General features: G+C 62.5%; 17 protein-coding genes. 10 read left to right on the forward strand and 7 right to left on the reverse strand.

From position 1 onward, the window contains the following. The first annotated feature begins 8 nt into the window (after window positions 1-8). Genes B5T_RS15105 through B5T_RS15130 form a run of 6 tightly spaced genes read left to right on the forward strand, consistent with a single transcriptional unit; the run spans window position 9 to window position 7907 of the window. Window positions 9-3755 (forward strand): nitrate reductase subunit alpha, encoded by a 3747-nt coding sequence (locus B5T_RS15105; RefSeq protein ID WP_014995393.1) that lies wholly within the window; start codon window positions 9-11, stop codon window positions 3753-3755. Then, window positions 3752-5308: a nitrate reductase subunit beta gene (narH, locus tag B5T_RS15110; RefSeq protein WP_014995394.1), complete on the forward strand. Its 1557-nt coding sequence runs from the start codon at window positions 3752-3754 to the stop codon at window positions 5306-5308. The genes B5T_RS15105 and narH overlap by 4 nt, the downstream gene beginning before the upstream one ends. Beyond that, window positions 5301-6059: a nitrate reductase molybdenum cofactor assembly chaperone gene (gene narJ, locus B5T_RS15115; protein WP_014995395.1), complete on the forward strand. Its 759-nt coding sequence runs from the start codon at window positions 5301-5303 to the stop codon at window positions 6057-6059. Before narH ends, narJ begins: the two co-directional genes overlap by 8 nt. Before the next feature lie 4 nt (window positions 6060-6063). Next, window positions 6064-6753, forward strand: a complete 690-nt coding sequence (gene narI / locus B5T_RS15120; protein ID WP_014995396.1) for a respiratory nitrate reductase subunit gamma — start codon at window positions 6064-6066, stop codon at window positions 6751-6753. A 3-nt stretch (window positions 6754-6756) separates the two neighbouring features. Continuing rightward, window positions 6757-7533, forward strand: a complete 777-nt coding sequence (locus tag B5T_RS15125; protein ID WP_014995397.1) for a peptidylprolyl isomerase — start codon at window positions 6757-6759, stop codon at window positions 7531-7533. Beyond that, the gene (locus B5T_RS15130) at window positions 7530-7907 is read left to right on the forward strand and encodes a putative zinc-binding protein (protein WP_014995398.1); all 378 of its coding nucleotides are present in this window, start codon (window positions 7530-7532) and stop codon (window positions 7905-7907) included. Before B5T_RS15125 ends, B5T_RS15130 begins: the two co-directional genes overlap by 4 nt. Window positions 7908-7924: 17 nt before the next feature. Here B5T_RS15130 and B5T_RS15135 read toward each other — a convergent pair whose 3' ends face one another. From B5T_RS15135 to B5T_RS15150, 4 genes are all read right to left on the reverse strand, one after another. Then, window positions 7925-8677, reverse strand: coding sequence for a Crp/Fnr family transcriptional regulator (locus B5T_RS15135; protein WP_014995399.1), 753 nt, complete (start codon window positions 8675-8677; stop codon window positions 7925-7927). A 122-nt stretch (window positions 8678-8799) separates the two neighbouring features. Beyond that, window positions 8800-9165, reverse strand: coding sequence for a GreA/GreB family elongation factor (locus tag B5T_RS15140; protein ID WP_014995400.1), 366 nt, complete (start codon window positions 9163-9165; stop codon window positions 8800-8802). A gap of 399 nt (window positions 9166-9564) precedes the next feature. Further along, window positions 9565-10041 carry a hypothetical protein gene (locus B5T_RS23420; RefSeq protein ID WP_014995401.1) on the reverse strand — a complete coding sequence of 159 codons (477 nt, stop codon included), beginning with the start codon at window positions 10039-10041 and terminating at the stop codon, window positions 9565-9567. 272 nt (window positions 10042-10313) lie between these two features. Continuing rightward, window positions 10314-10703 carry a SirB2 family protein gene (locus B5T_RS15150; RefSeq protein ID WP_014995402.1) on the reverse strand — a complete coding sequence of 130 codons (390 nt, stop codon included), beginning with the start codon at window positions 10701-10703 and terminating at the stop codon, window positions 10314-10316. A gap of 57 nt (window positions 10704-10760) precedes the next feature. On the opposite strand from B5T_RS15150, the gene B5T_RS15155 reads away from it, so the two are divergent. Beyond that, window positions 10761-11210 carry an Rrf2 family transcriptional regulator gene (locus B5T_RS15155; RefSeq protein WP_014995403.1) on the forward strand — a complete coding sequence of 150 codons (450 nt, stop codon included), beginning with the start codon at window positions 10761-10763 and terminating at the stop codon, window positions 11208-11210. A gap of 9 nt (window positions 11211-11219) precedes the next feature. Here B5T_RS15155 and B5T_RS15160 read toward each other — a convergent pair whose 3' ends face one another. Together B5T_RS15160 and B5T_RS15165 are read right to left on the reverse strand one after the other, a co-directional pair. Next, a complete protein-coding gene (locus B5T_RS15160; protein ID WP_014995404.1) occupies window positions 11220-11660 on the reverse strand; it encodes an Rrf2 family transcriptional regulator in 441 nt (146 codons plus the stop codon). Continuing rightward, window positions 11660-12832: an NnrS family protein gene (locus B5T_RS15165; protein WP_014995405.1), complete on the reverse strand. Its 1173-nt coding sequence runs from the start codon at window positions 12830-12832 to the stop codon at window positions 11660-11662. Before B5T_RS15165 ends, B5T_RS15160 begins: the two co-directional genes overlap by 1 nt. 91 nt (window positions 12833-12923) lie before the next feature. On the opposite strand from B5T_RS15165, the gene B5T_RS15170 reads away from it, so the two are divergent. From B5T_RS15170 to B5T_RS15180, 3 genes are all read left to right on the forward strand, one after another. Then, complete coding sequence (locus tag B5T_RS15170) at window positions 12924-14024, forward strand: NnrS family protein (RefSeq protein ID WP_041717056.1); 1101 nt, start codon at window positions 12924-12926, stop codon at window positions 14022-14024. A gap of 97 nt (window positions 14025-14121) precedes the next feature. Further along, complete coding sequence (locus B5T_RS15175) at window positions 14122-16395, forward strand: nitric-oxide reductase large subunit (protein WP_014995407.1); 2274 nt, start codon at window positions 14122-14124, stop codon at window positions 16393-16395. A 495-nt stretch (window positions 16396-16890) separates the two neighbouring features. Then, complete coding sequence (locus B5T_RS15180) at window positions 16891-17946, forward strand: 3-deoxy-7-phosphoheptulonate synthase (RefSeq protein WP_014995408.1); 1056 nt, start codon at window positions 16891-16893, stop codon at window positions 17944-17946. Here the strand turns inward: B5T_RS15180 and B5T_RS15185 are convergent. Beyond that, complete coding sequence (locus B5T_RS15185) at window positions 17863-19515, reverse strand: methyl-accepting chemotaxis protein (RefSeq protein ID WP_014995409.1); 1653 nt, start codon at window positions 19513-19515, stop codon at window positions 17863-17865. The genes B5T_RS15180 and B5T_RS15185 overlap by 84 nt on opposite strands. Between the last annotated feature and the right edge of the window lie 185 nt (window positions 19516-19700).

Here is a 19700-nt window from a genome sequence, read left to right on the forward strand (position 1 = left end):
GCTACACCATGAGCCACTTTCTGGATCGCCTGAGGTATCTCGGAAAGAAGCCAACCGAATTTTCCGACCACCATGGTGAAACCCGCGACGAAAACCGGGACTGGGAAGACGGGTATCGGGCCCGCTGGCAACACGACAGGATCGTGCGGTCCACCCACGGAGTGAACTGTACCGGCTCCTGCAGCTGGAAGATCTACGTGAAAAACGGCCTGGTGACCTGGGAAACCCAGCAGACCGACTACCCCCGTACCCGCCCGGACCTGCCCAACCACGAGCCCCGGGGCTGCCCCCGCGGCGCCAGTTATTCCTGGTATCTGTACAGCGCCAACCGGCTCAAATATCCGCTGGTGCGGCAGTCCCTGTGGCGATTATGGCAAGACGCCCTGGACCAGCACACCGACCCGGTGGACGCCTGGGCCAGCCTGGTCGAGGATCCGGGCAAGACCGCCCAGTACAAGAAAAACCGGGGCATGGGCGGTTTTGTGCGCGCCGGCTGGGATGACTTGAATACACTGATCGCCGCCGCCAACGTCTACACCGCCAAGCAATACGGGCCGGATCGTATCATCGGCTTTTCGCCCATCCCGGCCATGTCCATGGTGTCCTATGCCGCCGGCGCCCGTTACCTGTCGCTGATCGGCGGTGTCTGCCTGAGCTTCTACGACTGGTACTGCGACCTGCCGCCGGCGTCGCCGCAGACCTGGGGCGAGCAAACCGACGTGCCGGAATCCGCGGACTGGTACAACAGCGGCTATATCATCGCCTGGGGTTCCAACGTGCCGCAGACTCGGACACCTGATGCCCACTTCTTCACCGAAGTGCGTTACAAGGGCACCAAGACCGTGGCTATCACCCCGGACTACGCGGAGGTGGCCAAGCTCTCCGATGAGTGGCTGAGCGCCAGGCAGGGCACCGACGCCGCCCTCGCCTTGGCCATGGGCCACGTGATCCTCAAGGAGTTTCACCTGGTTTCCCCCAGCACCTACTTCACCGACTACGTGCGCCGTTATACCGACCTGCCCTGTCTGGTGGAACTGGAACGCCGCGACGATGGCCGCTATGTGCCCGGCCGGCAGCTGCGAGCCGGCGACTTCGCCGACAACCTGGGCCAGGACAATAATCCGGACTGGAAAACCCTGGTCTGGGATGAGAGCGGAGAGCGGCTGGCGGTACCGCGCGGTTCCATCGGCTTCCGCTGGGGCGAACAGGGCAAATGGAATCTGGAGCCTGTTGACGCCGATGGCCAGGAAATCCGGCCCCGACTCAGCCTGGCCGGCGATCACGACCGGGTGGAGAAGGTCGCCTTCCCCTATTTCGGCGGCATCCCCCACGAACACTTTCCTCATGTGGAGAATGGCGGCGACGACACCCTCACCCACAGCCTGCCGGTGAAAGTGCTCACCGGCGCTGATGGCGGCGAGATTCTGGCGGTGACCGTGTTCGATCTGCTGTGCGCCAACTACGGCATCGACCGAGGCCTGGGCGAGGACCAGGGCGCCACCGACTACCAGCAAATCAAACCCTATACCCCCGCCTGGCAGGAAAAGATCACCGGGGTGCCGGCGGACCAGTGCATCCGCATCGCCCAGGAGTTCGCCAGTAACGCCGACAGGACCCGGGGTCGTTCGATGATCATCGTCGGTGCCGGCATGAACCACTGGTACCACATGGACATGAACTACCGGGGTCTGATCAACCTGCTGGTGATGTGCGGCTGCGTGGGACAAAGCGGCGGCGGCTGGGCTCATTACGTGGGTCAGGAAAAGCTGCGACCGCAAACCGGCTGGCTGCCTCTGGCCTTCGGTCTGGACTGGTCCCGGCCGCCGCGCCACATGAACGGCACCTCTTTTTTCTACGCCCACTCTTCCCAATGGCGTTACGAAAAACTGGACGTGAAGAGCCTGCTCTCTCCCCTGGCCAAAGTGGAGGATTACGGCGGCAGCCTGATTGATTTCAATGTGCGCGCCGAACGCATGGGCTGGCTGCCTTCCGCGCCGCAATTGAACACCAATCCGCTGCGCCTGGCCCAAGCCGCGAAGCAAGCCGGACAAAGCACCGCGGACTACGCGGTATCGCAATTGAAATCCGGCGCGCTGAAGTTCGCCGCCGAGGATCCCGATGATCCGCAAAACTTCCCTCGCAATCTGTTCGTGTGGCGCTCAAATCTTCTCGGCAGCTCCGGCAAAGGTCATGAATACATGCTCAAGTACCTGCTCGGTACCCGCCATGGCATTCAGGGCAAGGACCTTGGCGACGGCGGTGAACGCCCCCGGGAAGTGACCTGGCACGACGACGCACCGGAGGGCAAACTCGATCTGTTGGTGACGCTGGATTTCCGCATGTCCACCACCTGCCTGTACTCCGACGTGGTGCTGCCCACCGCCACCTGGTATGAGAAAGACGATCTCAATACCTCGGACATGCACCCGTTCATCCACCCGCTCACCGCCGCCACCGATCCGGCCTGGGAGTCACGCAGCGACTGGGATATCTATAAAGGCATCGCCAAAGCCTTTTCCCAAGTGTGCGAGGGCCATCTGGGCGAGGAAACCGATCTGGTCACCCTGCCGCTGCAGCACGACTCTCCGGCGGAGCTGGCGCAGCCGCAGGTGAAGGATTGGAAAAAAGACGAATGCGAGCCGGTGCCGGGGGAAACCATGCCCGCGCTGATCGAGGTGCAACGCGATTACCCGGCCACCTACGAACGCTTCACCGCCCTGGGCCCGGCACTGGAGAAACTCGGCAATGGCGGTAAGGGCATCAGTTGGAACACGGATAAGGAAGTGGCTTTTCTCGGCCAGCTTAACCGTCGCAAGACCGCGGGGCCGGCCAAGGATCGGCCGTGCATCGAAACCGCCATTGACGCCGCCGAGGTAGTCCTCAGCCTGGCACCGGAAACCAACGGTCAGGTGGCGGTCAAGGCCTGGGAGGCGCTGTCCCGGTTCACCGGCCGCGATCACAGCCACCTTGCCCATCCCAAAGAAGAGGAAAAAATCCGCTTTCGCGATATCGTCGCCCAACCGCGCAAGATCATTTCCAGCCCGACCTGGTCCGGCCTGGAAGACGAACATGTGTCCTACAACGCCGGCTACACCAACGTGCACGAACTGATTCCCTGGCGCACGGTGAGCGGTCGTCAGCAGCTTTATCAGGACCACCCCTGGATGCGCGCCTTCGGCGAAAGCCTGCTGGTGTACCGGCCGCCCATCGACACCCGCGCCGCCAGCAGCGTCACGCCACCGGCGGACAACGGCTATCCCAGCAAGGCGTTGAACTTCCTGACGCCACACCAGAAATGGGGCATTCATTCCACCTACAGTGACAACCTGCTGATGCTGACCCTGAACCGGGGCGGACCGGTGGTGTGGCTGTCGGAATCCGATGCCGCTGATCTGGGCGTGGCCGACAACGACTGGATCGAGCTGTACAACGCCAATGGCGCCATCGCCGCCCGAGCGGTGGTCAGCCAGCGGGTAAAACAGGGCATGGTGATGATGTACCACGCCCAGGAACGCAACGTGCACGTACCCGGCTCGGAAATCACCGGTACCCGGGGCGGCATCCATAACTCGGTGACCCGGGTCTGCCCCAAACCCACCCACATGATTGGCGGCTACGCGCAGCTGGCCTACGGATTCAACTACTACGGCACCGTCGGCTCCAACCGTGACGAGTTCGTCATGGTCCGGCGCATGAAACACATCGACTGGCTGGACGGTGAAGGCCAGGACTTCGTTCAGGAGGCCGCGAAATGACTATTCGATCCCAGGTCGGCATGGTTCTCAATCTGGACAAGTGCATTGGCTGCCACACCTGCTCGGTGACCTGCAAGAACGTCTGGACCAGCCGCGAGGGCGTGGAATACGCCTGGTTCAACAACGTGGAAACCAAGCCCGGCATTGGCTACCCCAAGGAATGGGAGAACCAGAACAAATGGAAAGGTGGCTGGCTGCGTCGCAAGGACGGCCGCATCGAACCACGCATCGGAGGCAAGTGGCGGGTGCTGGCCAATCTGTTCGCCAATCCGGACCTGCCGGAAATCGACGATTACTACGAGCCTTTCGACTTCGACTATGAGCATCTCCACCAGGCCAAGCCTGGCAAGCATCAACCGGTGGCGCGGCCGCGCTCGCTGATTTCCGGCGAGCGTATGAAGAAGATCGAATGGGGCCCCAACTGGGAGGAGATTCTCGGCACCGAGTTCGCCCGGCGCCGCAAGGACAGCAACTTCGATCAGATACAAGCGGACATCTACGGGCAGTTTGAAAACACTTTCATGATGTATTTGCCGCGTCTGTGCGAGCACTGTCTCAACCCGACCTGCGTGGCTTCCTGTCCCAGCGGTGCCATCTATAAACGTGAGGAGGACGGTATCGTCCTGATCGACCAGGACAAATGCCGGGGCTGGCGCATGTGTGTATCCGGCTGCCCGTACAAGAAAATCTATTACAACTGGAAAAGCGGCAAATCGGAAAAATGCATTTTCTGTTTCCCGCGAATCGAGGCCGGAGAGCCCACCGTGTGTTCGGAAACCTGCGTCGGACGGATCCGTTATCTGGGCGTGCTGCTGTACGACGCGGACCGCATCAAGGAAGTGGCGGAAAGCCCGGATGAGCGGGATCTGTACCACCGCCAACGGGACATCTTTCTCGATCCCCATGACCCGGACGTTATCGAACGGGCCCGAGCCGATGGCATTCCCGATAACGTGATCGCCGCCGCCCAGGCCTCGCCGGTGTACAAGCTGGCAGTGGACTGGCAGCTGGCGCTGCCGCTGCATCCGGAGTATCGCACCCTGCCCATGGTCTGGTATGTGCCGCCACTGTCGCCGATCCAGTCCGCCGCCGAGGCGGGCGATCTGGAATTCGACGGTGTGCTGCCTAAGATCGAATCCCTGCGCATCCCGGTTAAGTATCTGGCCAATATGCTCACCGCCGGCGAGGAAGAACCGGTGGTGCTGGCGTTGAAGCGGTTACTCGCCATGCGCCTGTATATGCGCGGCAAGCAGGTTGATGGCGAAACCGATACCACCGTGCTCGACCAGGTGGGTCTCAGCGAAGCCCAGGTCATGGAAATGTACCGCTATCTGGCCATCGCCAACTACGAAGATCGTTTTGTCATCCCCACCAGCCATCGCGAACTGGCCCGCGAGGCGTTTCCGGAACGCGGCGGCTGTGGCTTCACCTTCGGCAATGGTTGTCAGGGCGGCGACGACGATACCAGTCTGTTCGGCGGGCGCAAGCAGACCGCCACCCTGGTAAAACCGCAGCGTTTCGAACCGGATCAGCAGGAGACCCGTCATGACTGAGATCACTCAAAGGAGCCTGCGTGCCCTCGCCCGCCTGCTGGAGTATCCCGAAGCTACTTTGCAACAGGCGACACCGGAGCTGGTCGACGCCCTGAACGCGGAACGACGCTGGACCCTGTCGATGCGAGACCGGCTTGGCCAATGGTGCGAACGGATTGGCGCCGCCGATTTGCTGGATCTGCAGGCCGAATACGTGGCCCTGTTCGACCGTGGCCGCGCTACTTCACTGCTGCTGTTCGAGCATGTCCATGGTGAATCCCGGGACCGGGGCCAGGCCATGGTGGATTTGCTTGATCACTACCGGCAGGCCGGCTTTCAGTTGGAAGCGCGGGAATTACCCGATTATCTGCCCCTGTTTCTGGAGTTTCTGTCGACCCGCCGGGAAGCGGAAATCGGCCGCTGGCTCGGTGAAGTCCGCGCCATTCTCGCCCGGCTGGCGGCACGGTTGGAAAGCCGGGAGGCGCCCCAGGCCCTGGCCGTCACCGCTTTGCTGGCTCTGATCGGCGCGGAATCGGAAATCCAGGCGCATCGGCCCGAGGTATCCCGGGAAGCACCGGACCACACTCCCCAGGCCCTGGACGCGGTGTGGGAAGAGGAAGCGGTGCGGTTCTCCGCCGAATCCGATCAGGACTGTCAGTTGCAATCCGCCCAAGGCCGTCACCAGACCCGGCAACGGCAACGGGCCGAGGAGCAACCGGTACGTTTCGTCCCACCCACAGCGGCGGCCGCCAGCGGTCGCGCCAAGGAGTGAGCTGATGGCATCCTTGTCGCATCATCTGCACATATTGCTGTTCGGCATTTATCCGTATATCGCCGTCAGCGTGTTTCTGGTGGGTAGCCTGATCCGCTTCGATCATGGCCAGTACACCTGGAAAACCGGCTCCAGCCAGATACTGTCGTCACGGCACATGCGGCTGGCCAGCAACTGTTTCCACATCGGTATTCTGGTGATTTTCTTCGGCCATCTGGTGGGGCTGCTGACGCCGCACTGGGCCTACGCCTGGATTATCAGCGCGGGGGCCAAACAGATCATGGCGATCCTGGTGGGCGGCATCGCCGGCGTGCTCTGTTTTATCGGCGGCGTCATGCTGCTGTGGCGACGCCTGTTCAATCCACGCGTGCGGGCCAGCTCCAGCGCCATGGATACCTTTATCATCGCTCTGCTGGTGGTACAGGTCACCCTCGGACTGGCCACCATCGGCCCGGCCCTGGGGCATCTGGACGGCGGTCTGATGCTGCAGCTGGCGCACTGGGCCCAGGCCATCGCTTTCTTCCAGGGTGGCGCCGCCGCTTATCTGGAAGGCGTGGGCTGGATCTACAAGGTGCACATTTTCATCGGCCTGACGATTTTCCTGGTGTTTCCGTTCAGCCGCCTGGTGCACGTCTGGAGCCTGCCGCTGGGTTATCTGTTCCGTCGCTATCAAATCGTCCGCAGGCGGGCCTGAGCCATGCAACGCATCGATATGGTGGAACGCCCCGGCGGCGGCGTGATTCAGGTTGGCGAGGCCCTCATCGAGGAGAGCGAGATCGCCCGGGAAACCCAGCACCATCCCGCTGGCGACCTTGATCGGGCCCGGCGACAGGCGGCCAGGGCCCTGGTGATCCGCCAGTTGCTGTTGCAACGAGCGGCGCAATGCGGGTTGGATCCGACCGATGAAGAAGCCTGCATCAGCGCCCTACTGGAGCAGGACCTACAGGTCCCGGAGCCGCACCCGGCCGATTGTCAGCGTTATTATCACAGCCACCCGGAGCGCTTCCAAACCCCTCCCGGCTGGCATCTACAACACATCCTTCTGGCCGCCGCCCCGGACGACGCCCGAGCCCGGGACCGGCAGTACCGTCTGGGACAGAAACTGCTGCGCCAATTGGATGCGTCAGAGCATCGGTTCACGGAACTGGCCCAGCGCTACTCCGATTGCCCCTCCCGGGACCAGGGCGGCGAACTGGGCTGGCTGGGGCCGGGACAGACCGTCGCCGAGCTGGACCGGGTGCTGGCGCGCCTGCCGGCAGGGCTGCACGGGAGGCCGCTGGCCAGTCGGTACGGTTGGCATCTGGTACACATCAACGCGTTGCGGCCGGCGCGCCCCCTGCCCTTCGAGCAGGTCAATGAGCGCGTGCGTCACGAACTGCTCGAACAAGCCAGCCGCCGTGCCCTGCATCAGTATCTGCTGGCGCTGGAAAACGATATCGGCGTTCGCGGATTCCGCCTCGAGGAGGATTCATGACCGGCCAGCGCTCACGCAAGGCGACTTTGCTGTATTCCTGTTCCGGCTGCTCCGACGTCGCTCAGCTCGCCAACGAAGTGGCGGTACGCCTGGACCACGCCGGGCACGCCGAAATGTCCTGTATCGCCGGCGTCGGCGGCGGCGTGCCCGGCCTGGTGCGCAAAGCCCGCTCCGGACGGGTGATCATCGCCATCGACGGCTGCCAGATGCACTGCGCCGAACACTGCCTCAAACGTGCGGATGTGCGACCGGATCACCATGTTCGCCTTTATGAGAAGGGACTGCGAAAAAGACGAGGGCGCCGTTACGGCGAGGAGGACATTGAGCAGGTGGTCGATCAGGTCGTCACCCTGATCAATACCCTGGACCATTAAGACGCGACGGGCACGCCTTATGAACAGGATCGGTCGCTGAAATTACAACAGCGAAAGAACTGCGAGCCGGCGCAATGGCACTGGGCGTCCGGCAACGGCAAATTGGCGGCCCGGCACAACTCCGGAGGATCAAGGATTGCCCACTTGCGTCCGCGCCCGCTGATCAAACCGCTCTGGCGAAAACGGGTGAGCAGGCGCGACAGCGTTTCCGGTGTCACATTCAGTTGTCGCGCCAGAACCTTGGCGCTTACCGGCAACACCACCCAGTGCTCCCTCCGCCACTCGGTCAGCTCCAACAAGTACATCACCACCCTTTGGCCGGCATTGGTCACTGTGAGTTGGTCCAATCGATTTACCGCCTGATAAAGCCGGTGGGACATTTCCCCCAGCAATCGCAGGGCAAAATCCGGTTGCACCCGGACCAGACTCAGCAATCCATGGCGTGGCAAGCGGATCAACGTACAAGGGCTTTCCGCCTCGGCCGACAGGGGATAGATGCTGGGCTCGGCGAACATGGCGGTTTCCGCCACCAGGTCCCCCTCACCAACCACCTGAAACACCTTGTCTTCGCCGTCCAGACCGGGCCGATACAAGCGCATGACACCGCTCGTCATCAGGTAGTAGGCATTGGCCCTCTCACCCACTTCGAACAGATGCCCGCGACCGTCCAGGTTTATCGTCCGGCCTTCCTCGCACAACGTCCCCAGAGCGCCCTCGTCCAGGGTCGAGAACAGCGTCGCCTTCGCCAACACGTCAATGATCGCTGACATCGTCCTCTCTTCTTTGATTATGGTTGACGATCCGCCGGCATACTGGTCCGGCCCAGGCTTCATTGAACCAAGAAGTGTCTGCGCGGATTATGATGTAACTCAATTTCCCGGCCCGCTGGCGCTCATGATGGCACGGCACTATCCTCCGGAGGTCGCGCCTCCCGCAGGGCCAGAACCCGAAAATCACAGCGGCATCCGAACAGGGTCACCGTCACTTCATCACCACAACGGGCACCCAGTAGAGCGGCGCCCAATGGCGATAGAATCGAAAGGCGGTCTTGCTCGGGTGCGGCGTCGTCCGGCCATACCAATTGAAAGAAACCCTGCTCACCGCTGAGCAGATCCTCCATCCGCACGATCGTGCCAACGGAAGCGCGTGGCTCTCCATCGGCATGATTCAGTGCTTCCAGCTTGCCGAGCACGGCGCTGATCTCGCCGGGCCCGGGAGGGAAGCAACAAGGATTTCTCACCGCATATTTGCGAACCATGGGTACGAATCGCCTTTCCAGCCATGAACCACGAACAGGCTTCATTAGCGTGCCTCCACGTCATCATGGAAACGTCGGTTAACGACGGATAGTCATCGAGATATCGAAACCAGGTAACGAGATACGCCGGACAGGCCAGTGGCCGCCCGGCTTAGACCGGAAAGGTCAGAGAGGTAAAACGAAGAATGAGGGTCATTGCCTTGAGCTAATCAGGATTCAGCACCAATAGAAGCTATGACCATAGCCCATTGGTGTAATAAGGCAAGCCTCAAAATCGCCGGGAGCGATTTTTCACGTCACCAGAGTGACAGCCCGGAGGGTGCCCGCCATGGACGTTGGGTACAAAAAACCCCGGCCGCCCAGGACGGCGGCCGGGGTGATTTATCGGCAGGGGTGCTATCAATCCCAGAATTTGTACCAGGGCTTGCCTTTCTCTTCCGCTTTCACGCTGGCGTTAGCGTTGGCTTCCGCCTTCACGGAGGCGTTCTCCCGGGCGGCTTCGGCCTTCTTCAGGGCTTCCTCGTGATTGGCTTCGGCCTTGGCTTTGCCGGCTTCGGCTCGGGCGTTGGCCTCGGCTTTGGTGTCTTGCATGCGATTCTCAGCAGCTTCTTTCCTGGCCTTGGCGTCTTCTACAGCAGCCTCCTTCTCGGCTTTGGCCTTTTCGACGGTAGACTCGGCCTTGTCCTTGGCGGCATCGCGCTTGTCACGCAGAGCTTTCTCGGCGGCTTTAGCGTCGGCATCCGCTTTCACCGCCGCATTGACACCAGCGGCCTCCGCATTTACCACGGCGTTCACGCCGGCGGACAGATCCGCCACGGCCACTTGGCTGCTCAGGGCCGCCGTGGAAGCCAGTACCAACATCCAGTGCTTTTTCATATTTCGCTCCTCGTGCAATCTAACGGACTGGAGACGCGACACGTCCCAGATGAAGGCACATTAAATGAGGCAGCGGGAAGCTCAAGTAACAAAAGGTAAAAGCGGTATTTTTGTATAAAAAAAAGGATCCGCTTCAAAAAATCAAAATTCCCTCATTGGCTTTTACCGCTTTATTTTCTGTCTTTCAGACCAATCATAGTAAAACTATTTTCACCAAAACACTTTTAAAACCATCGTCCCAGGTCAACCTCGTTGTTATATTTATCGTCGGCTCATATCAACCAGGATCCGGGGTGGTGCCGGACCGCCACACCCACCATATAGAGAAACACCAATACCGCCGCCAGCGCGTACGCTGCCCTTTGCGCCGGCGAGGTTCCCCTTTTTATCGCCATGGTGCCCAGGCCGATATAAACCAGCAGGGCCACCAGCTTGGCCGCCAGCCAGGGCGTCTGGTGAGGCCAGGCACGCAGCAGAATCATCAGCGTGACCCCGAAGGTCAGCAACAGCGTGTCCACTATATGGGGAGTAATGCGAACCCAGCGCCGCCGCAGCTGCGGCGATCCGACCACCGACCAGCCGGCGCGCAGCACGAACAACCCCAGGCTCAACGCCGCGAAGGTCATGTGCAGGTGCTTGATCAACAGGTAATCCAACATCATTGTGAGACTCCGTTATACTGCCGGCTAATCCATTGTCCATTGTCTGGAACCGGGACCATGAAGCTGACCCAATACAGTGACTACTCGTTGCGCGTACTGATCTATCTTGGCCTGCGGGGAGAGGCGCTGAGCACCATCAGCACCATTTCGGAAAGCTATGGCATTTCCCGCAACCATATCGTCAAGGTGGTGCATCAGCTCGGACAACTGGGCTATGTGGAAACCCTGCGCGGCAAGAACGGCGGCCTGCGCCTGGCCCATCGTCCCGAAGACATCAATGTGGGCGAGGTGGTTCGCTACACCGAGGCCAACATGAGCCTGGTGGAGTGCTTCGGGGACCAGAATGCCTGTGTCCTTACCCCCAATTGCGTGCTACGCAGTGCCCTCAGCGAAGCTTTGAACGCGTTCCTGCATGTTCTTGATGGCTACACTCTGGCCGATCTCATCGAACCGCGTCGGGCGTTGCACAAACGGCTTCTGCCCACCGTCACCGAGCGGAGCGCCTGAGCCGGCCCGTCAACCAAAGGACGGCGGTTCCAGAATCCGAATCAGTTGCCGGCGCTCACCGCGGACCAGGTCTTCCAGGGTATAGTCGTCCAGCGTTTCCAGAAACAACCTCAGCCCCTGCTCGAACACCACCCGCAACTGACAGTATGGCGTGATCGCGCAGCGGTCCTCGCCATGAAAACATTCCACCAGAGCCAGGTCCGGCTCCATATCCCGCACTACCTTGCCCACCCGGATATCCGCCGCCGGGCGAGCCAGACGGACGCCGCCGGTTTGCCCACGCTGGGTCTCCACATAACCCAGACGCTGCAGTTGATGCACCACTTTGGTCAGATGGTGGCGGGAAATGCCGTAGGCCCTGGCCATGTCGGCGATGGTCAACCGTCGCGGTTGCAACGCCAGTTGAATCAGCACGCGCAAAGCATAGTCGGTATAGCGGGTAATCCGCATCAGCCCGGCCGCCCATCCGCCCTCGGCGCCGCCAGCACCGGGGTATAAAGCCACAGGAACAACAACCAAGCCAGCAGCCACAATCCCGCCGCCAGCCACAGCCCCGGCAGCCAGGGCACCATGCCCAGTCCGGCCAGCACCCGGACCAGACCGGCCGCCAGTATCGCCAGGAATCCCCATCGCATGCCCGGCAACAGACGCATGGGGCGTCCGGTATGCCCCATGGCGACGCGGGTGATCACGCCCAGAATCATGGTGCCGATGGCACCGGCGCCCAAGGCATGCACCCAGGCCGTGGGCGCCACCGGCAAGCCGGCCTTGGCCGCGGCCCAGAGCCCGAATCCCAGCACCACCCAAAGATGCCCCAGATGCAGAATCCATAGCAGCGGCTCGCGCCGGACCCGCCAACCGGCCCAGCCGGCCAGGCGGACGGCGGCGACCAGTGTCGCCAGCAGCCCCACCAGAGCCACCGCAAGCCCCCGCCACGCGGTCAATTCCAACACCACCACGGCCAACCCGCAGATCAGACCCGCAATATCCAGCGCCGGACGACGCCGGACCCGCTCCGGATCGTCGCCGTGCAGACGCAGCCAGTTGGCGGTGAACGCCGGTGTAATGCGGCCACCCACCATCAGGATCAACAATGCGCCCAACAGCACCAACCCATGCAGAAAACGGGGATCCCCGCTCCAATGAAACGCCACATCCAATCCCCACAGGGCGAGCAACACCCCGATCAGGGGCGCTTGGCGCGCTTGGCGCGCGGACCATACGCGCCTTGCGACGAGCGTCGCCACCACGGGCAGAAAAGCCAGATCCAGCAACACCGCCAGCAGTTGCCAAGCGTCACCCAACAACAATCCGAGACGGGCCGACAGCCACAGCCCCCACAAAACCAGCAACGCGCGCCCCGCCACCGGCGCGGTGCCGGTCCAGTTGCACACAGCGGTGAGCATGAAACCGGCGATGGCCGCGTTAAGCAGCCCCACCGTCATCTCATGTTGATGCCATAGCAACGCCGACATCGCCGGCCCGCCGCCGCCGAGCAACCACCACAGCCACAGCGGCAACAACAGCACGGCGGCAACGCCCGTGGAAACGAAGAAAATACGAAACGGGAAAGCGAACAACACCCCCCATGGCCGTCTTGGTGATCGCAATGTTTGATCCATGACAAGGTTCCTCGATACCACCGGCATGACAGTGGGTGATCATGAGACTTTAGATGTATTTTAAATGCATCTTTAAAGGAAATACCAGTCCATGTCCACTCCTTCCTCTTTCCCACCGCGTAGGCTGCCCTCCTCCCGACTGTTCTTCCCTCTCGCCTGTATCGAGGCTGCGGTGATGGTGCCGCTTTCCACCTGGGCCCAACTCGATGGCGGCCCCCCAGGCTTGCTGGGTGCCGGTCATGGCATGGAAATGTTGTTCGGGCTGGCGCCGGTGTTGATCGCCGGCTATCTGCTCGGCCCGCAGACGCCGGCACGGCTATGGGGTCTTACGCTGCTATGGGGTCTGGGCCGCTGGCAAAGGCTGTTTGCCAGCGCGCCGTTTGTGCTATCCGTCTGGGACTTGCTTACCGGCGTGCTGCTGGCCGCGCTGCTGCTGCCCCGCCTGCGTCACGCCAGGAAATGGCGTAACCGGGTTGGCCTGGGTCTGGTTCCCTGGTTGTGCCTGACGCCATTGCTGGTGTGGTGGCTGCAGCCCCCCTGGCCGCGCCTGCCCACCGTGATCACCCTCGCCGCGCTACTCGCCTACATGGGCGGGCGCATCATCGCGCCGTTGGCCGCGGCAGCCTGGCAACAGCAGGGAAAGGTGTTGCGGGCACGGGTGCAGCCACGTCTGGAAGGCCTGTTACTGATCACCTTCGCACTGGCCTGGGCCAGTGCCTGGCACTACCCCGCGATCACCGGTGTAGTACTGATGGCACTCTGTTCTCTATTGCTGGTGCGCTTGTGGCGCTGGCGCCTGTGGTCGCTGACCCGGCCGGATCTGTGGTTGCTCGGCCAGGGCTACGGCTGGCTGGGGCTGGGGCTGGGTGGAATGGGGCTTGCCCTGATCAGCGGCCATGCCATCACCACGCCACTGCACGGTATCACCGTGGGCGCCCTTGGCTCTCTTTCCTGTGGCGTAATGGCCCGTCAGGCCGGGCCGCGCCATCGCGGCTGGGTTCCGCCGCGCTGCCCGGTCACGGTGGTGATGGTATTGCTGAGCGTCGCAGCACTGGTTCGTTGGGGCGCGGCAATGGCCCCGTCGTGGCTACTACCGGTAGCCGCGTCCTGCTGGAGTCTCGCCTACCTGATCCTCTTTCTGCTCCTGCTGCGCAGCGGGCCAGGATCATCGAATACGGAAAATTCTCCTTAACATGTATTGTGAATGCATCTTTAAAGATATATTTTATATGCACCTTTAAGACTTGTTCGCCAACCCCATGCCCATGGATCAACAGGAGGACCCGACCATGGCCCACTACCGCAAACTCTGGTGGACGCTGATCGCCGTTCTGGCGGCCACGTTCGCGTTGCTCGGCTACTTCGGTACCGAGGTCTACCGCAAGGCGCCGCCGATCCCGGATCGGGTGGTGACCGAGGACGGCACCGTACTGATGACCCGGGACGACATTCTCGACGGCCAAACCGCCTGGCAATCCGTGGGCGGCATGCAATTGGGCTCGATCTGGGGACATGGCGCCTATCAGGCGCCGGACTGGACCGCTGACTGGCTGCACCGGGAATTGATTCATTGGCTGGAGCTGGCCGCCCAGGAACGTTACGGCCAGTCCTATGACGCCCTGGACAGCGAACATCAGGCGATGCTGCAACGGGCGCTACGCGACGCTTACCGCACCAACACCTTCCAGCAGAGTGACGGAACGCTGACGGTCAGCAGCCGGCGTGCCGAAGCCATGGCGCTGACCGCGGACTATTACTCGCGGCTGTTCGGCGACGCGCCGGAACTGCGCGGCACGCGGCAAAGCTACGCCATGAAGGAAGGCACTCTGCCCAGTGAAAGCCGCCGGCAGGCCCTCACTCAATTCTTCTTCTGGACCGCCTGGGCGGCGGCCACCGAGCGCCCCGACGGGGACGCCACCTACACCAACAACTGGCCCCACGAGTCGTTGATCGACAATGTCCCCACCGCCGAAAACATCATCTGGTCCATCGTCAGCGTCATCCTGCTGATCGCCGGCGTTGGCTTCCTGATCCTGGGCTGGGCCTTCCTCCGTCGCCACGATGAAGACGAGCCACCGGCCCCCGCCCGCGATCCACTCAGCCTGGTCTCCCTGACGCCGTCGCAAAAGGCATTGGGAAAATACCTGTTCCTGGTGGTGGCACTGTTCGTCTTCCAGGTGTTCGTCGGCGGCGCGGTTGCCCACTATACGGTGGAGGGCCAGCACTTCTATGGCTTCGAACTGTCTCAGTATTTCCCCTATTCACTGCTGCGCACCTGGCACATCCAGAGTGCACTGTTCTGGATCGCCACCGGCTTTCTCGCCGCCGGTCTGTTCCTGGCGCCGATCATCAACGGCGGCAAGGATCCGAAGTTCCAGAAGCTCGGCGTCGATATTCTGTTCTGGGCGCTGGTGGTGGTGGTGGTCGGCTCCTTCGTCGGCAACTACCTCGCCATCGCCCAGATCATGCCGGAGAACCTGAACTTCTGGCTCGGTCATCAGGGCTATGAATACGTGGACCTGGGCCGCCTGTGGCAGATCGGCAAGTTCACCGGCGTCGCCTTCTGGCTGGTATTGATGTTGCGCGGTATCGGCCCGGCGCTACGCAAGCCCGGCGACAAACATCTGCTGGTACTGCTCACCGCCTCGGTGACCGCCATCGGTCTGTTTTATGGCGCCGGCTTCTTCTACGGCGAGCGCACCCATCTTTCCATCATGGAGTACTGGCGCTGGTGGATCGTGCATCTGTGGGTGGAAGGGTTCTTCGAGGTGTTCGCCACCACCGCTCTGGCCTTCATTTTCTATAACCTGGGGTTGGTATCCCGTACCGTCGCCACCGGCGCCAGCCTGGCTTCCGCGTCCCTGTTCCTGCTCGGCGGCGTGCCCGGCACTTTCCATCATCTGTATTTCTCCGGGACCACGACTCCGGTAATGGCGGTGGGGGCGACGTTCAGTGCGCTGGAAGTGGTGCCTCTGGTGGTACTCGGCTACGAGGCCTGGGAACACAGCAAGCTGCGTGAGCGGGCCCCCTGGATGGATCAGATGAAATGGCCATTGGCCTGTTTCGTGGCGGTGGCGTTCTGGAACATGCTCGGCGCCGGGGTGTTCGGCTTCATGATCAACCCGCCGATCTCCCTGTACTACATTCAGGGTCTGAACACCACGCCGGTGCACGCCCACGCCGCCCTGTTCGGTGTTTACGGCTTCCTGGCTCTGGGCTTCACACTGCTGGTGCTGCGCTATATCCGGCCGCACCTGCGGTTCAGTGACCGCCTGATGCGCAATGGCTTCTGGCTGCTCAATATCGGTCTGGTGCTGATGATCACCACCAGCCTGCTGCCGGTGGGCCTGATCCAGTTCCACGCCAGCGTCAGCGAAGGCATGTGGTACGCCCGCAGCGAGGCGTTCATGCAACAAGACCTGCTGCAAACGCTGCGCTGGGTACGCACCTTCGGCGATGTGGTGTTCATCATCGGCGCCCTGGCGGTGGCCTGGCAGGTAGTCTCCGGGGTGCTGTTCGGCTCCCGCGCCTCTGCCCTGGCGCCGGCGGAGGCCAACGCCTGAATCAATGCCTGAGTCGCAGCCGGTCCCCGGGGAATCGTCTCCGGGGATTGCGACCCCGCCAAGGCTGGGTTAGTCTTCGTCCATTGTTTTGGAGATTCCGATGACCATCGCACGCCCTGACAACGCTTTACTCACCGCCGGTACTCCGGTGGCGATGGCGTGTGCCGGTTATTTTTACGGGTATTGGTTTAGCCGCTCGAGCGCCTGAGCCCACCCGCCCAGGCGCCCGGATCCGGGACGCCTGCCAAACCCCTGAACCCCCGGTTGGCTTCCCAACCGGGGGTTTTTCATTTTGGGCACGACACTTTTCACAGACTTTTTTTCACTGAAAACAGGATGGAGAGACGCCATGAACCGCTATTACCGTAACTTCGCGCTGTTTTGCTACTGGCGATTTAGCGGTGCCGGCCTGACCGCCGGCCGCCGCCACGACTCGACACCACCATCGACACCCTTGCGCCGATGATCGGCGCCTGATTGCTCAAGGAAAGGATTATGAACGCCTCCATCGCCACCCTGGCCGAAACCGGCGAAGCCCAGGACCAGGAAACCCGCCATCAACGCCTGCCCAGCCCCGTCGCCCTGCGTGAGGCGCTGCCACTGGAAACCGGGTTGCAGGCTCGCATCCGTCAGCAACGCCAGGCGGTCCGCGCCGTCCTCAACGGCGAAGATGATCGCCTGCTGGTGATCACCGGCCCCTGCTCCCTGCACGACCCCGAATCCGCCCTCGAATACGGCCAGCGGCTGGCCGGCCTTGCCGAACAGGTGAGCGATTCGTTGCTGCTGGTCATGCGCGCTTACGTGGAGAAGCCACGCACCACGGTGGGCTGGAAAGGATTGCTCTACGATCCGCATCTGGATGGCCGCCACGATCTGGCCACCGGGCTGCGTCTGTCCCGGGAGCTGCTGCGCGACCTGGCGCGACTCGGTCTGCCGCTGGCCACCGAGTTGTTGAACCCGCTGGCCGCCTCCTACCTGAGCGATCTGCTGGCCTGGGCGGCGATCGGCGCACGTACCACCGAATCACAGATCCACCGGGAAATGGTCAGCGGCCTGCCGCTGCCGGTGGGCTTCAAGAACGGTACCGACGGCAGCGTCACCGTGGCCCGCGACGCCATCGGCGCCGCCGCCCATGGCCACACCCACCTGGGGCTGGACGATCACGGTCATCCGGCCCTGGTACAAACACCGGGCAATGCCGACACACACCTGGTGCTGCGCGGCGGCCATCAGGGCCCCAACTACCAGGAAGAACAGGTGCTGGCCGCCCGTGACGCTCTGGAAAGCGCCGGCCTCAATCCGCGCCTGGTGGTCGATTGCAGCCATGCCAACAGCGGCAAGGACCCGGCCCGGCAGCCGCTGGTGCTGGAAGAGGTGCTGCGCCAGCGGCGCCAGGGTGACAGCACGGTGGTCGGGGTGATGCTGGAAAGCCACCTCAACGGCGGCAACCAGCCCCTTTCCGGATCGCTACGCTACGGCGTTTCCGTCACCGATGCCTGCCTCGGCTGGGCGGACACCGAGGCGCAGCTGCTCCAGCTCGCCCGGGGGTGACACCGGGCCGTCGGACGCCAGGGTGAAGGACGCCACCGCCGCCATCAGCTCATCCGCCTGGCGGCGCAGATGGTCCGCGTGGTCGGCGGCGCGGGCCACCACCGAGACGTTCTGCTGGGTGACCTGGTCCATCTGCACCACCGCCTCACCAATCTGCTCGATCCCCCGGGCCTGTTCGGTGGAGGCCACGGCCACATCGTCCATGATGGTGGTGACCCGGGTCACCGCCTCGACGATGTGCTCCATGGTGCCGCCGGCTTTGCCCACCAGGGTCACGCCGTCATCCACCTCCACCAGGGCCTGCTCCATACGGGTTTCGATGTCCTTGGCCAGCGTGGCGCTGCGCCGCGCCAGATCCCGCACCTCCTTGGCCACCACCGCGAAACCGCTGCCCTCTTCCCCGGCCCGGGCCGCCTCCACCGAAGCGTTGAGCGCCAGAATGCTGGTCTGCAAGGCAATCCCCTGAATCGCGCTGGTGGTTTCCGCAATCTGGCCAGCGGCGGCCCGCAGGCGCTCCATGCGATCCACCGCCGCGCTCATTACCTCACTGCCCTCGGACGCCACCCGATGCGCATCGCGAACCAGGCCATGCCCCTGGCGGGCGTGGTCCTCATTGCGCTGCACCGTGGCGGTAAGCTGTTCCATGCTGGAGGCGGTCTCTTCCAGGGACGAGGCCAGTTGCTCGAAGCGGGAGGACAAGTTGCCGGTGCCATTGGCGATACCGGCGCTGCCCCGGTGCAGGGACTCGCAGCTTTTGCGCACCCGCCCCACGATGTTGGCCAGCCCGGATTGCAACGCGCTCAAGCCGGAGTACAACTGGCCGATTTCATTGCCGCCACGACGCTCCAGACGGGCGGACAAATCCCCTTCGGCGATGCGCTCGAAATGGGTCAGCAAACGTTGCAGCGGCCGGATCACGTTCACCGTTACTCCCCAACGCACCAGCAAAACCAGCAACAACGCCGCCGCCACGGTCACCGCCAGCACCACCACGCCTTGCCGCACCAATCCCTCGAAGCCCTCGGTAAGGTGCCGGGCGCTCTCCTCCGAAGCGGCCAGGAAAGCGTCCGCGCCAGTGGCGAAAGCGTAATTCATGTCGCTGACCCGGCCGCGGCCGGAGCGGTAACTGGCGAAGTCCCCTTCCTTGAGTACCGTCAACTGCAGACTCAGGCCGACGTTGAGCAACGCGTACAACTGCTCGGACAGCGCGTCGATGGCCTCCTGCTGTTGCGGTTGCGGGGGGATTTCCAGAAAGCGCTGGAACGCCTGGCGGGCGTCCTTCATCAAGGACTCGGCCTCGTCGATCACCGGCTCCGGTTCGTCGAAGGACGGCACGCGGATCAGCTCCGCCGCCCGGTCCATGGCCACCTGGGCCTGCAGCAGATCGATGTAGGTGCGGTTCAGGGCGCTGGTCTGGCGGACATGAATCTGCTCCAGGGTACCGAATGCCTGGCGGCTGAAATGGGAGGCGTACAGGCTCACCCCGCCAAGCACCAGAATCATCACGCTGAAGCCAAGCAGCACCCAGTCCCAACTGCGCTTCACCGTCATGTCATCGAGCCATTTCATTCTTTCCCCTTACTTAAAATCCAGGAAGAAGGAAGGATAGAGGCTCAATATGACGGAACGGTAACCGTTGAACCCGACCTCAGCCCCTTTCTGTATGGAGAGGATCATGGAGAGGACCATGGAGAGAACCGCTGGTACAGAAGGGGCTGCGAAGCCCAGGCTTGATTGGAAACCGGCCCTTTCAG

The sequence above is a fragment of the Alloalcanivorax dieselolei B5 genome (genome assembly GCF_000300005.1).
GTDB classification, from domain to species: domain Bacteria; phylum Pseudomonadota; class Gammaproteobacteria; order Pseudomonadales; family Alcanivoracaceae; genus Alloalcanivorax; species Alloalcanivorax dieselolei.

What these genes read in the sequence shown, in the direction of transcription:
- B5T_RS15105 (WP_014995393.1), top strand. Translation starts at nt 9, where the DNA reads ATGAGCCACTTTCTGGATCGCCTGAGGTATCTCGGAAAGAAGCCAACC.
- narH (WP_014995394.1), top strand. Translation starts at nt 3,752, where the DNA reads ATGACTATTCGATCCCAGGTCGGCATGGTTCTCAATCTGGACAAGTGC.
- narJ (WP_014995395.1), top strand. Translation starts at nt 5,301, where the DNA reads ATGACTGAGATCACTCAAAGGAGCCTGCGTGCCCTCGCCCGCCTGCTG.
- narI (WP_014995396.1), top strand. Translation starts at nt 6,064, where the DNA reads ATGGCATCCTTGTCGCATCATCTGCACATATTGCTGTTCGGCATTTAT.
- B5T_RS15125 (WP_014995397.1), top strand. Translation starts at nt 6,757, where the DNA reads ATGCAACGCATCGATATGGTGGAACGCCCCGGCGGCGGCGTGATTCAG.
- B5T_RS15130 (WP_014995398.1), top strand. Translation starts at nt 7,530, where the DNA reads ATGACCGGCCAGCGCTCACGCAAGGCGACTTTGCTGTATTCCTGTTCC.
- B5T_RS15135 (WP_014995399.1), bottom strand. Translation starts at nt 8,677, where the DNA reads ATGTCAGCGATCATTGACGTGTTGGCGAAGGCGACGCTGTTCTCGACC.
- B5T_RS15140 (WP_014995400.1), bottom strand. Translation starts at nt 9,165, where the DNA reads ATGGTTCGCAAATATGCGGTGAGAAATCCTTGTTGCTTCCCTCCCGGG.
- B5T_RS23420 (WP_014995401.1), bottom strand. Translation starts at nt 10,041, where the DNA reads ATGAAAAAGCACTGGATGTTGGTACTGGCTTCCACGGCGGCCCTGAGC.
- B5T_RS15150 (WP_014995402.1), bottom strand. Translation starts at nt 10,703, where the DNA reads ATGATGTTGGATTACCTGTTGATCAAGCACCTGCACATGACCTTCGCG.
- B5T_RS15155 (WP_014995403.1), top strand. Translation starts at nt 10,761, where the DNA reads ATGAAGCTGACCCAATACAGTGACTACTCGTTGCGCGTACTGATCTAT.
- B5T_RS15160 (WP_014995404.1), bottom strand. Translation starts at nt 11,660, where the DNA reads ATGCGGATTACCCGCTATACCGACTATGCTTTGCGCGTGCTGATTCAA.
- B5T_RS15165 (WP_014995405.1), bottom strand. Translation starts at nt 12,832, where the DNA reads ATGGATCAAACATTGCGATCACCAAGACGGCCATGGGGGGTGTTGTTC.
- B5T_RS15170 (WP_041717056.1), top strand. Translation starts at nt 12,924, where the DNA reads ATGTCCACTCCTTCCTCTTTCCCACCGCGTAGGCTGCCCTCCTCCCGA.
- B5T_RS15175 (WP_014995407.1), top strand. Translation starts at nt 14,122, where the DNA reads ATGGCCCACTACCGCAAACTCTGGTGGACGCTGATCGCCGTTCTGGCG.
- B5T_RS15180 (WP_014995408.1), top strand. Translation starts at nt 16,891, where the DNA reads ATGAACGCCTCCATCGCCACCCTGGCCGAAACCGGCGAAGCCCAGGAC.
- B5T_RS15185 (WP_014995409.1), bottom strand. Translation starts at nt 19,515, where the DNA reads ATGAAATGGCTCGATGACATGACGGTGAAGCGCAGTTGGGACTGGGTG.